Origin of the sequence: Sphingopyxis sp., assembly GCF_035944815.1 — a bacterium.
Lineage (GTDB): Bacteria > Pseudomonadota > Alphaproteobacteria > Sphingomonadales > Sphingomonadaceae > Sphingopyxis.
The window spans coordinates 115,010-127,336 of record NZ_DASZAU010000002.1; the positions used below are offsets into that span (position 1 = coordinate 115,010).

Here is a 12,327-nt window from a genome sequence, read left to right on the forward strand (position 1 = left end):
TTATCCTGTGATCTTTGCGCGATAGTTTCATAATTTCCCGTCGAACGCCATGCGCAAAGCACGGCCGGCGAGGAAGGCTTAACCATGCTTTCCTTCTTCTGCGGGTTCGACTAATTTGGTTCCGCCCCTGGGTCGCACCACAACAGGGGATCCGATTATGAGCGTTTCGATCATCGACGGCAGCGTTGAATCTGTCGACCTCAGGCGCGCCCGCGGCGGGCTCAGCATCTTTCGCAGCATCGTCTTCCAGCAGGACGGCGTCGGACCGCGGACGATCCGCAATGCGGTCGTGACCGACAGCATCGCGGCCGAACTCGCGCCCGGCACACGCGGCCGCTTCTACATCTACAACGCGTTCGATTTGAAGGGCGTCCACGGCGTCCGCACCGCCGACGGGCGGGACATCTATGGCTTTCCCGGCAACAACCAGAACATATTCCTGATCCTGGCCATCGTGAATATCCTGTGGATCGCGCTCATCGTCACGACGCGCGACGCGGTTCCGATGCTCGGCGTCGCGCTGCTGATCCTCGCGGTCGTCGGCTATATCTTCATGGGCAAGGGGCGGCGCGAGGCACAGGCACAGTTCGAGGGCGACGCGGGCTATCGTTCCACATAGCTAGTCCGCTTGCGCGGCCCCACGCATGCGCTAAAGACAGCCGATGGATCAAATCGTCATTCGCGGCGGCCAGCGACTCAAGGGCCGTATCCCCATCTCCGGCGCCAAGAATGCGGCGCTCACCCTGTTGCCCTGCGCGCTGCTCACCGACGAGCCGTTGACGCTGCGCAACCTGCCGCGCCTTGCCGACGTCGACGGCTTCGGCCACCTGCTCAACCAGCTTGGCTGCTCGACGACGATCGAAGGATCGCGGCCCGAGGACTTCGGCCGCGTGATGACCGCGCGCGCGACGACGCTCACCTCGACCGTCGCGCCCTATGACATCGTGCGCAAGATGCGCGCGTCGATCCTCGTCCTCGGCCCGCTGCTCGCACGCGCCGGCGAAGCAACCGTGTCGCTGCCCGGCGGCTGCGCAATCGGCAACCGCCCGATCGACCTGCACCTGAAAGCGCTCGAGGCCTTTGGCGCCGAAATCGAGCTCGCGTCGGGCTATGTGAAGGCCGTCGCGCCCGGCGGTCGTCTGACCGGCGGCAAATTCACCTTCCCCGTCGTGTCGGTCGGCGCGACCGAAAATGCCGTCATGGCGGCGGTGCTCGCCAAGGGGACCTGCGTCCTCGAGAACGCCGCGCGCGAACCCGAGATCGTCGACCTGTGCAACTGCCTCGTCGCGATGGGGGCGCATATCGACGGGATCGGCACCGAAACGCTGACGATCGAGGGCGTCGACCGCCTGCATGGCGCGACCTACCGCGTGATGGCCGACCGGATCGAGGCGGGCAGCTACGCCTGCGCCGCCGTCATTACCGAGGGCGATGTCGAACTTGTCGGCGCCAAGGCGGACGAGATGGACGCAACGCTCGCCGCGCTGCGCCAGGCGGGCGCGACGGTCGAAGAAACCAAGGGCGGCATCCGCGTCGCCATGTCGGGCCGCGCCGAGCCCGTCACCCTGTCGACCGCCCCCTATCCGGGTTTCGCGACCGACATGCAGGCGCAGTTCATGGCGATGGCGACGCTCGGCAAGGGCGCATCGCTATTCACCGAAACGATCTTCGAGAACCGCTACATGCACGTCCCCGAACTCGCGCGCATGGGCTGCGATATCGATGTCCGCGGCCGCAGCGCGGTCGTGCGCGGCGTCGACCATCTGGTCGGCGCGCCCGTGATGGCAACCGACCTCCGCGCGTCGATGAGCCTGATCATCGCCGGCCTTGCCGCGCAGGGCACGACCGAGGTCAACCGCGTCTATCACCTCGACCGCGGGTACGAACGGCTCGAGGAAAAGCTGCAGGCCGTCGGCGCCGATATCGAACGGATCAGCGCGGGATAAGGCGCACCCCTTTCTTTTCGTCATCCCGGCCTTCGCCGGGATGACGATTCAGGAATGAACGCTCGCGCCCTCAACGCGCCGCCGTCAGGCGTTCGGCGCGGCCATAGCTACCGCGTGCCTTGCCCTTGATCCAGTCGCCGAGCAGCTTGAGATAGCCGTCGGTGATGCGCGTCACGCTCCGCGAACCGTCGGCGGCGGTCGTATATTCGAACATGCCGTGATCGGTGTCGGGGAACAGATAGACGTCGAACGGCTTGCCGCCCTTCGCGAGGCCGAGCAGCGCGCCGCGTGTCGTTTCGATCGGCGCCTCGCGATCCTCGCCCGCGAGCACCCACAGCAGCGGCGTATCGAGCTTTTTCAGCGCCGCGACCGCGTCATAATCCCAGATCAGTTCGAGATTGTCGAAACGCGCGGCGCCGACCCGCTTGAGCTCGTCGTTCGGCATGCGCGCGATCGCGCCGCTATATTCGCCATCGATCTTTGCCGCCCAGGGCTTGTCTGCCATTTCGCGTCGCGCCGCGTCGAGCGCGTCGTAGCCGCTGCGGAAATCGGACAGTAGCAGGCCCGCCGTCGCCTGCGACAGGCGGGTAACCAGCGCCTCGGCATCCTTGCCCAGCCCCGCCGCGCGTACCTCCGACACCATCTGCTCGCGATCCTCCTCGATCGGCGAGGCGACGAGGCCGAAACCGATCGCGACAAAATCGGCTTTCGTGCGCGTCGCGGCGAGCGGCGCGACCCAGCCGCCCTGGCTGCCGCCGAAGAAACCGGCGCGGCCATGGCGGCCCGCCGCCATGCTGCGCGCGGTGTCGAGCGCCTTTGCGGCATCGGCGGCGAGCAGCTCGAAATTCTGGGTATATTCGCCGTCGGACCCGCCCGTCCCGCGCTTGTCGTAGACGAAGACCGAAATCCCCTGCGCCGCCATCGCATAGCCATAGACGCCGCCGATCGGCGAGCTGCGTTCGGAACCATGGACCATCACGACGAGCGGGCGTTTGGCATCGGCGCCCGGCGGCTCGATCAGCACGCCGGTCATCTTGGTACCGACGCTGTCGAAGGTCGCCGGCGTTTCGCGAAAGGCGATCGGCGCCCAAGGCTTGCCGTTTACCGAGACGTCCCCGGCGCCGCAGGCCAGCGGCGCGCCGCTATCCGACGTCGCGCCGCGCTGTCCGTCGCGGAACAGGTAGCGCAGCCCCGGGGCAGGCACGGCAGGCGACTTTACCAGGACGACGAAATCGCCGTCGGGCGCCGCATAGGTGCCCGGCTGGCAGGCCGTCTGGGCGAAAGCCGGTGCGGCGGAAAGCGTTGCGGAAGCGAGAAGCAGCGAGGCAGCGAGTTGTTTCATTTCACCGTATTATTATACCAATACACTGAAATCAACCGGTCTCGCGCTCGACCGCCACCGACACCATATTCCCGCTGACCGATGGCCGTTCGGGGCGTTTGGCGACCGCGATCACCAGCCCGATCAGCGCGACGACGCCGCCCGCGATCGACAGCGTCGCCCAGCGATATCCCTCGAACGCGGTCGAAAAACCCATCGCGATGATCGGGATCAGCACGCTCGACCAGGCCGCCTGCCCCGGCCCGACCGCGCGGATGACGTTGAAATAGAGCGGAAAGGTTACCGCGCTGGCGATGATACCGAGATAGAGCACGCCGCCGATATAGGTGGCGGTCGGCTCGATCACCGGCGGGCCGGTCGTGATCCACGCATAGCTGCCGTCGGCGACTGCGCCGAACAGCATCGCCCAGGCGATCATCACCACCATCGATTGTTCGCGGGCGATCCGCGTTCCCTGCATCACATTTGCGGTCGATGCGCTCATCACCCCCGCAAGGGTCAGCGCGGTACCGAGCAGCACTTCGCCCGCGCCGATCTCCGCCACGCGATATTCGTGCAGGATCATCAACCCGACGCCAACGATCGCAATCCCGGCGCCCGCAAGGAACCGCCCCTCGAGCGGGGTCTTGAGGAAAGCGCGGCCGAGCAGCGTATTGGGCACGATCAGCAGCGCGAACAGCACCGCGACGAGCCCCGACGTAATATGCTGTTCGGCGCGGTAGACGAAATTGAAGTTGAAGGTGAACTGCGCGACCCCCAGCGCCACAGCAAAGGCCATGGCCCGGGGCTCAAGCCCCAACCGCTCGCGCCGGACGATCGCGAAAGCGAACATGGCGAGCGCCGCAACCGCGAAGCGATAGGTCACCGACCAGCTCGGCGGGACGATTCCCAGCTGCCCCTTGATGACGATCCACGTCGAGCCCCAGATCAGCGTCACCAGTGCGAAGGGCAGCAGGATACGCGGGCTGAGCAGCGTCGGCTGCTCGCCGGTCATAGCGAGCCGATCGCGGCTGCAAGCGGGGCAACCGCCTGCGCATCCTGGTCCCAGCTGACGACAAGGCGCGCCGCACCGTCGCCCCAGTCATAAAAATCGAACCCGGCGGCGCGCAGCTTCGCGGCTTCCTCAGCGGTCAGTCGGACGAACAATTCGTTCGCCTCGACCGGATACATCAGCCGGCTGCCGCAGGCGGCCGCGAGTTTCGCCGCGCCGGCATTGGCGGCGCGCGCATTCACCAGCCAGAGATCGTCCTTCAGCATCGCACGAATCTGCGCCGCAACGAAGCGCCCCTTGCTGAGCAGATGACCGCCGCGCTTCTTGAGTTCGCGCACTCCGGCGCCGCCGCTGCCGCCGAAGAAGACGATCGCCTCGGCCATCATAGCGCCATTCTTGGTGAAACCGAACGACAGTGCATCGACCCCGGCGCGCCATGTGACGTCGGCGGGCGCGCAGCCGAGATGGGCCACCGCATTGGCAAAGCGCGCACCGTCCATATGGAGCTTCATGCCGTTGCTCTTGGCGATTTCGCTGATCTCGCCAACCTCGGCCGCGCGCCACGCAAGGCCGTATTCGGTCGCGTTGGTGATGCTGATCGCGGCGGGCTGAACCTGATGCACATCCTTCCGGATGCCGGCGATGCGCGCCTTCAGCGCCTCGGCGTCGATCTTGGCCCCCTGCCCCGGCAGGGTCATCAGCTTTGCGCCGCCCGAATAAAAGGTCGGCGCCCCGCACTCATCAACCTCGATATGGGCTTCCTCATAGCAGAGGATGCCCTGCCAGGGCCGCACGAAATGGGCGAGAATGATGCTGTTCGCCGCGGTGCCGGTGGGGATCCACACGACTTCGCATGTCGTCTCGAACAGATCCGAAAAGGCCGCGTCGAGCGACTGGCTGAGCGCATCGCCATCATAAGCGGTGTCGACATGATTGGCAGCCGCCAGCGCATCCATCACCACGGGATGCACGGTTGCAGCATTGTCGGAGAAAAAACGGGTCGCAGTCACGACTCGCGCCTTAGCGCAGTCGTGACGCCATGCTAACCCTTGATTTCGGTTCCCAGCAGAAGATCAACGGTCGCGCTTCGCGAGCAGCTTGAGACGCAGCGCATTGAGCTTGATGAAGCCCGCCGCATCCTTCTGGTCATAAGCGCCGGCATCGTCCTCGAAGGTCACATGGCGTTCGCTGTAGAGGCTGTTCGGCGACTTGCGACCGACGACGCTGGCGTTGCCCTTGTAGAGCTTGAGACGAACGGTGCCGCTGACCCTTTCCTGACTGAGGTCGATCGCCGCCTGCAGCATCTCGCGCTCGGGCGCGAACCAGAAGCCGTTGTAGATGAGCTCGGCATATTTCGGCATCAGCTCGTCCTTGAGGTGCGCCGCGCCGCGGTCGAGCGTGATGCTTTCGATGCCGCGGTGTGCGCGCGCATAGATTTCGCCGCCCGGCGTCTCGTACATGCCGCGCGACTTCATACCGACGAAGCGGTTCTCGACGAGGTCGAGGCGGCCGATGCCATGCTTGCGGCCGAGGTCGTTCAATACCGCGAGCAAGGTCGCCGGCGACATCGCTTGGCCATTGAGCGCGACGCCGTCGCCCTTTTCGAAATCCATTTCGATATATTCGGGCGCGTCGGGCGCGTCCTCGGGATTGACGGTGCGCGAATAGACATAGTCGGGGGTCTCGTCCCACGGATTTTCGAGCACCTTGCCCTCCGACGAAGTGTGGAGCAGGTTCGCGTCGGTCGAGAAGGGGCTCTCACCGCGCTTATCCTTGGGTACCGGAATCTGGTTCTTTTCGGCGAAATCGATCAGCGCGGTGCGGCTGGTGAGGTCCCATTCGCGCCAGGGTGCGATCACTTTGATGTCGGGGTTCAGCGCATAGGCGCTGAGCTCGAAACGCACCTGGTCGTTGCCCTTGCCCGTCGCACCATGCGCGACGGCGTCGGCGCCGACTTCCTTCGCAATCTCGACGAGCCGCTTCGAAATCAGCGGGCGCGCGATCGAGGTGCCGAGCAGATAATCGCCCTCGTAACGCGCATTGGCGCGCATCATCGGAAAGACGAAATCGCGGACGAATTCTTCGCGCAGGTCGTCGATATAGATATGCTCGGGCTTGATCCCCATCAGCTCGGCCTTGGCACGCGCGGGCTCCAGTTCCTCGCCCTGCCCCAGATCGGCGGTGAAGGTGACGACCTCGCAGCCATAGGTGACCTGCAGCCACTTCAGAATGACGCTGGTATCGAGGCCGCCCGAATAGGCGAGGACGACGCGCTTGAAGGACTCGGACATGGGCACACCTTTGGCGAGGGAAAGACGCGGGCGCGGCTAGCAGTCCGCCGCCAAAGGTGCAACCGGCTTGGGCTCCTCAGGCCACACGCGTCCAGTCCATGAACCAGCTGTCGTCCCAGGTCTTGCCACCGTCGCGCGACGTGCCCTGGAACCAGCGGCAGCTTTTGGCAGTGATCCGGTCCCATACGCCGCGATAGAGTTCGGGGCCCTCAGCGCCCTCGCCTTCGGACAAGAAGGTTCCGGCCCCATTCTCGAACACGCCGAGCTGGCCGGGCACCGCGACGACACCCGACCTAGCATTCACCCAATGATCGGACCAGATTTTCTTTTCGACGTCGAGCAGGCGGAGCCCCATGCCCGAAAAGCCGCGCGCCGGGATACGCAGTTCCTCAACGCTGGCGATGCCGCCGAGGATGCCGACGACGGTCGCCTCGGCGGGGAATTCGATCCACTTTTCACCCTCGCGGAACTTGTTGTGGATGCGCCACTCGCCGGTCAGGAAATCGAAGTCGCCGGGCTTGCCGACAGGGGCGGGGTTGATGGCGGCCGCGGCCGCGGCGGGGATCAGGCTGGACATAAAGGCTCCTGTTGCAAGGGTGATCAGGGCCCGCCGACAGACGGGAAGATCGGGCATCGTGACGTTCCTTTCAACCCGATGCCTACGCTCGTGATCCTGACATTCTCTGTCAGTTATTTTCTGCTACAGTGAAAAAATGCGCGCGAGCCGCCTCCTCTCGATCCTGATATTGTTGCAGCTGCGCCAGCGGCTGACCGCCGCCGACCTCGCCGCCGAATTCGAAGTGTCCGAGCGCACCATCTATCGCGACATCGATGCGCTGTCGGCGGCAGGGGTGCCGGTGTATGGCGACCGCGGCCCGGGCGGCGGTTTCCAGCTGCTCGACGGCTATCGGACGCGGTTGACCGGCCTGTCAGCGGACGAGGCCGAGGTCGCGACGATGATCGGCCTGCCCGGCCCGGCCGCCGAGCTGGGGTTTGGTGCCGCGACGAGCGCGGCGCGCGGCAAGCTGCTCGCGGCGATCCCGGGCGGCGGCGGCGCACTCGCCGACCGCATGGCGGCACGCTTTCACCTCGATCCGGTCAATTGGTATCGGAGCCGCGAAAGCCTGCCCGCGCTGCCGGCGATTGCGCGTGCGGTTTTCGACCAGCGCGTGCTCACAATGCGCTATGAAAGCTGGCAGGGGCTGCGCAACTGGACGGTCGAACCGCTCGGGCTCATACTCAAGGCGGGTAGCTGGTATCTCGCCGCGCGCGGCGTGGGAAAGATACGCATCTTTCGCGTGTCGAACATCCACGCGCCCGAGGCAGGCGGCGCGACCTTCGACCGGCCGAAGGATTTTCACCTGCCGACATGGTGGCAGGCCGAACAGGCGCGTTTCGAGGCGGAGCTCTTCGCGACCGCCGCGACCCTCCGCGCGTCGCCCGAGGGGTGCAAGCGGCTGGCGCGGCAGTCGCCGCGCGGTGCCGACGCGGTTGCTGCGGCGGAACCGCCCGACGCGCATGGCTGGCGCCGGATGGCGCTGATGGTCGAGGATAATGACCATGGCGCGCGCGAGATGATCGCACTCGGCGCCGAGATCGAGGTGATCGCACCCGACGGCTTTCGCCGCCGCATCGGCGCGCTCGCGAGCGAGATCGCCGCGCGCCACGCCTGACTGGATTTGCCGCCCTGCTTCGCTATCCTGCGAAACCGGGAGGACGCCATGAGCAAGGATGAGATCAAGACCAAGGCGACGGAGGTCAGCGTCGCCGATTTCATCGCCGCCGTGCCCGAGGAACGCCGCCGCGAGGAGGCCGCGGTGATCGACGCGATGCACCGCCGCGTCACCGGCGAGGAGCCCAAAATGTGGGGTCCCTCGATCATCGGCTATGGCAGCTACGACTATGTCTATGACAGCGGCCGTTCGGGCACGATGTGTCGCGCCGGATTTTCGCCGCGCAAGGCCGCAATGACACTCTATCTGATGGGCCACTACGAGAAACGCCAGCCCGAGGCGGATGCGCTGCTCGAACGGCTGGGCAAATATAAGAATGGCAAGTCGTGCCTCTATATCAACAAGCTCGCCGACATAGACCTCGACATTCTCGAAAAGCTCATCCTGCTCAGTTGGGACGTGATGAACGAGCGTTACCCGAACTGACCTCCGTCAGGGCAGCACCTCGCGCAGATCCTTCAGGCTGCGCACGGGTCGCGGCGGGCCGATATTGCCCCATATCCTGACGCTGGCGACGAGCAGGAACAGGCTGAAGCCGCCGGTGACGCCGAGAAAGATAAAATCTTTCCCCTCGATCGGGCCGCGCATTATTTGCAGCGTGTCCCAGGCAGCATAGGCGATAAACGCCGCAGCAAGGACCATGAAGATCGAATAGAAGATGGTTTCCCAGCGTTGCAATCCGCGCTCGACGCGGTCGAAACGGCCAACCTGCTTCATCGCGCGGGCGAGTTCGAGGATGAGTTCGCCGTAGATGATCTTGCCGAACGAGGTCGGTGCCAGCACCAGCTTGCGTTCGCCGGCGCGCCAGATCAGGCAGCGATAGGAATCGGCCCAGCGAAACTTCCCCTGGTCGACGCTCGCGCGGATACAGTCGATGTCGACCAGCGGAATTTCGATACGCCCACGCCGCGAGCCGGTGAGACGCAGCGCCGGCGTTTCCCCGCCAAGGATTTCGGCTTCGATCCGCAAGCCCTTCAGCCCGGCGCGGCGCATCGTCCAACCATTGCGCAACTCGAACCGGTCGATCCGGGTGAGTTCCTCCTCTTCGGTCATCGATGCCCCTCCCCGCTCCAATTCCCGGCGCGTTGTGACCTCAGTTTACGCCCCTGCCGATATAATCCCGTTCGGCTTCACCAATATAGTCGCGCGTCAATGACAGCGCGTGGCGGCTGCGCGCGAACTGGATCTGGTAATTGCCCATCCCGCCGCTCTCGAACGCCGCCGTGGCCCCCGCGAGGTAGAAGCACCACATGCGGAAGAAGCGCGCGCCCATCATCGCGACGATCTCGGCCTCGTGCGCCAGCGTCCGCGCATACCATTGGCGCAGCGTCAGCGCATAATGGAGGCGTAGCGTCTCGATATCGGTGGCGATCAGGCGGCTCTTCTCGCTGGCGGCCAATGTTTCGCTGAGCGCCGGGATGTAACCGCCCGGAAAGATATATTTGCGGGTGAAGGCATCGGTGGCGCCGGGCTTGCCGAAACGGCCGATCGTGTGGAGCAGCATCACCCCGTCGGCGGTCATCAGGTTCGCGGCGGCGCGAAAGAAGGTTTCGAAATTGGCAGCACCGACATGCTCGAACATGCCGACCGACACGATGCGGTCGAACCGACCCGGCTCGCGCGCGGCAAGGTCGCGATAGTCGATCAGTTCGAATTTGACCCGGTCGGTAACCCCCGCCGCTTCGGCGCGTTGCTGCGCTAGCGCGAGCTGTTCGTCGGACAGCGTGATGCCCAGAACCTCGACCTGCTCGAGTTTCGCGAGCGTGATCGCCATGCCGCCCCAGCCGCAACCGATATCGAGGATGCGCTGTCCGGGCGCCAGCGCGAGCTTTGCCGCGATATGTGCCTTTTTCGCGACCTGTGCTTCCTCGAGCGTCATATCCGGCCGTGGCCAGTAGGCGCAGCTATATTGCATGTCTTCGTCGAGGAAGAGGCGGTAGAGGTCGTTGCCGATGTCGTAATGATGCTTGACGTTGGCGCGCGACCGGCGCTGGCGGTTGATCGAGCCGATCCGTGTCTTCACCCATTCGGCGCGCCGGCCGAGCCAGGTCTTGTCGTGCAGTCTCGCGCCGCGATCCCATGGTGTGTTTATGCGGATCAGACCGATCAGGTCCATGATGTCGCCCTGAACCAGCTCCATCTCGCCGTCCATGAACGCTTCGGCGGCGCCGAGCCGCGGATCGAGGATGATGCGGCGCATCCCGCGGCGGCTGGTAAAGCGGATGGCGACATCGGGAAAACCGGGCGCCGGCCGACCATATTCTTCGCGCGCGCCATCGGGCGCGACGACGGTCAGCCGCCCCTGACGAATGATCCGGGAGAGAAACGGACGCAAGATCGACATATTTTAACGACTGAACAGCCAATGCAAAAAATGGTTCCGGTCAGATTCCCGCATACCATTCATAATCGATGCGATCTTCCCAATAGCCGCCCTTACCCGCGCCGATTCGGTCGAGGCTTGCGACCGCCTCGATCGCATTCACATATTTGGCGTGCTTGTAGCCAAGCTGGCGCTCGATGCGCAGGCGCAGCGGCGCACCATTGGCGATCGGCAACACAACACCGTTAAGCGCCCACGCCATGATCGTCTGCGGATGCAGCGCATCGACCATGTCGCAACTTTCATAGTAGAGCGCATCGCCAAGCCGATCGGCGCAGCGAAAAACGATATAGCGCGCGCTGTCCTTCACCCGTGCGGCGGCAAGGATGCGGCTGAGCTGCGGCCCGGTCCACTGGCCGATCGCGCTCCACCCTTCGACACAGTCGTGCCGGGTGATCTGCGTGCGCTGCGGCATCGCGCGAATATCGGCCATCGAGATTGACAACGGGCGCGCGACAAGGCCCGTGACCTGCACGCGCCAGTCGGCGAAGCCCGCCGCGGCATGGGCGGCATAGGCGTCGCCCGGCGGCAGCTTTGTTCCGTTCGGCCGGAAGGTCGGCGACAGGTCGGCGCGGGTGAACTCGCGCGCGAGCGCGTCGCGGTCCGTCAGCGCGCGCTGGCTGGCGCGGTTCATCTCTTCGCCCATCGACAATATCTTGCGCACCGCCGGCGCCTCGTTGATCGCGTCGCAGCCCGACAGCAATGGCAAGGCGCCGGTTGCGGCGACAAGCCCGCCGGCGCGTGCGATCAGCTGACGGCGCGGCAGGACGATCCCGCTCATGCTGCCTCGTCCTTCTCGGGCGGCAGCCGGAACCAGCCGGTCAGCATCGAGCGGATTTCGTTCACCGGCCCGGCGAGCAGCACCATCGCGATATGGACAAGAAAGAAGGCGCCCAGCGCCCATGCGGCAAGAAAATGGATCGACCGCGCCGACTGGCGCCCGCCGAACAGGTCGAGCAGCCAGGGCGCCGACGCGTTCATGCCGGGCGACATGGTGAGGCCGGTGGCGATCATCAGCGGCAGCAGGACAAAGATGACGCCGATGTAGCTGAGCTTCTGGAGGATATGATAGCGGGCCGCGGCTTCACCCCTCGGGAAGCGCAGCCGTGCATGATCCTTCACATCCTGCCAGATATGGCGCGGCGCCCATTCGGCGCGGCGGACGTGCAGGTCCCTTTTCAGATGCCCGCCGACGAGGCTCCACAGCATGTAGAGCGTCAGGCTGATCGCGAGCACCCACGCGAACAGCAAATGCCAGCGGCGCCCGTCGGCCAGGCTATAGGTGGTAGGGATCGTCGCCCAGCCCGGAAAAGCCCAGGTCTGCTGGGCGCCCTCGGCATCGGTCCAACGTCCGAGCACCCCGGTGGTCTCGATCCGCGTGTCGCCGATACGCACGAAGCCGGTCTTCGGCGTCGAACCGACCGCCAGCCAGGCATAGTCGGGGTTGGCACCATATTGGCCCCAATAGAGGCGCGGGTGCGCGTTGAAGATCATCAGCCCGCTCATCAACAGGATGAGCAAGGTCACGGCATTCAGCCAATGCCAGATGCGCGCCGGCAACCGGTGGCGATAGACGCGCACCGGCCCCGGCTTTTCGGGAGCGACGGGAGTTTCAGCCTCGGCCATGGTCCCGGTTCGCTC

The 12,327-nt window shown here is 65.1% G+C and carries 13 protein-coding genes; 4 read left to right on the forward strand and 9 right to left on the reverse strand.

Annotated elements, in window-relative coordinates:
• Nucleotides 1–157: 157 nt before the first annotated feature.
• Nucleotides 158–619 (forward strand): hypothetical protein, encoded by a 462-nt coding sequence (locus VGU00_RS01550; protein ID WP_327464795.1) that lies wholly within the window; start codon nt 158–160, stop codon nt 617–619.
• A 43-nt stretch (nt 620–662) separates the two neighbouring features.
• Nucleotides 663–1,946: a UDP-N-acetylglucosamine 1-carboxyvinyltransferase gene (gene murA / locus VGU00_RS01555; protein ID WP_327464797.1), complete on the forward strand. Its 1,284-nt coding sequence runs from the start codon at nt 663–665 to the stop codon at nt 1,944–1,946.
• Between the two features lie 70 nt (nt 1,947–2,016).
• Here the strand turns inward: murA and VGU00_RS01560 are convergent, their stop codons facing one another.
• The 5 genes from VGU00_RS01560 to VGU00_RS01580 form a co-directional block, all read right to left on the reverse strand.
• Entirely contained in the window at nt 2,017–3,288 is a 1,272-nt protein-coding gene (locus VGU00_RS01560; protein ID WP_327464798.1) for an alpha/beta hydrolase, read from the reverse strand.
• Nucleotides 3,289–3,319: 31 nt separating this feature from the next.
• Nucleotides 3,320–4,282, reverse strand: a complete 963-nt coding sequence (locus VGU00_RS01565) for a DMT family transporter (RefSeq protein WP_327464800.1) — start codon at nt 4,280–4,282, stop codon at nt 3,320–3,322.
• Entirely contained in the window at nt 4,279–5,289 is a 1,011-nt protein-coding gene (locus VGU00_RS01570; RefSeq protein WP_327464801.1) for a threonine aldolase family protein, read from the reverse strand. The genes VGU00_RS01565 and VGU00_RS01570 overlap by 4 nt, the downstream gene beginning before the upstream one ends.
• A gap of 63 nt (nt 5,290–5,352) precedes the next feature.
• Nucleotides 5,353–6,570 carry an argininosuccinate synthase gene (locus tag VGU00_RS01575; RefSeq protein WP_327464802.1) on the reverse strand — a complete coding sequence of 406 codons (1,218 nt, stop codon included), beginning with the start codon at nt 6,568–6,570 and terminating at the stop codon, nt 5,353–5,355.
• Between the two features lie 76 nt (nt 6,571–6,646).
• Nucleotides 6,647–7,147, reverse strand: coding sequence for a hypothetical protein (locus tag VGU00_RS01580; protein WP_327464804.1), 501 nt, complete (start codon nt 7,145–7,147; stop codon nt 6,647–6,649).
• A gap of 136 nt (nt 7,148–7,283) precedes the next feature.
• Here VGU00_RS01580 and VGU00_RS01585 point away from each other — a divergent pair, with 136 nt between their 5' ends.
• Both VGU00_RS01585 and VGU00_RS01590 read left to right on the forward strand, forming a co-directional pair.
• Nucleotides 7,284–8,243, forward strand: coding sequence for a helix-turn-helix transcriptional regulator (locus VGU00_RS01585; RefSeq protein ID WP_327464806.1), 960 nt, complete (start codon nt 7,284–7,286; stop codon nt 8,241–8,243).
• A 48-nt stretch (nt 8,244–8,291) separates the two neighbouring features.
• Nucleotides 8,292–8,729: a DUF1801 domain-containing protein gene (locus tag VGU00_RS01590; RefSeq protein WP_327464808.1), complete on the forward strand. Its 438-nt coding sequence runs from the start codon at nt 8,292–8,294 to the stop codon at nt 8,727–8,729.
• Between the two features lie 6 nt (nt 8,730–8,735).
• Here VGU00_RS01590 and VGU00_RS01595 read toward each other — a convergent pair whose 3' ends face one another.
• The 4 genes from VGU00_RS01595 to VGU00_RS01610 are packed head-to-tail and all read right to left on the reverse strand — an operon-like array spanning nt 8,736 to nt 12,312.
• Nucleotides 8,736–9,356: a hypothetical protein gene (locus tag VGU00_RS01595; RefSeq protein WP_327464810.1), complete on the reverse strand. Its 621-nt coding sequence runs from the start codon at nt 9,354–9,356 to the stop codon at nt 8,736–8,738.
• Between the two features lie 40 nt (nt 9,357–9,396).
• Complete coding sequence (locus tag VGU00_RS01600; protein WP_327464812.1) at nt 9,397–10,647, reverse strand: cyclopropane-fatty-acyl-phospholipid synthase family protein; 1,251 nt, start codon at nt 10,645–10,647, stop codon at nt 9,397–9,399.
• A gap of 40 nt (nt 10,648–10,687) precedes the next feature.
• Nucleotides 10,688–11,467 (reverse strand): molybdopterin-dependent oxidoreductase, encoded by a 780-nt coding sequence (locus VGU00_RS01605; protein WP_327464814.1) that lies wholly within the window; start codon nt 11,465–11,467, stop codon nt 10,688–10,690.
• Nucleotides 11,464–12,312 (reverse strand): cytochrome b/b6 domain-containing protein, encoded by an 849-nt coding sequence (locus VGU00_RS01610; RefSeq protein WP_327464816.1) that lies wholly within the window; start codon nt 12,310–12,312, stop codon nt 11,464–11,466. The genes VGU00_RS01605 and VGU00_RS01610 overlap by 4 nt, the downstream gene beginning before the upstream one ends.
• Nucleotides 12,313–12,327: the final 15 nt, after the last annotated feature.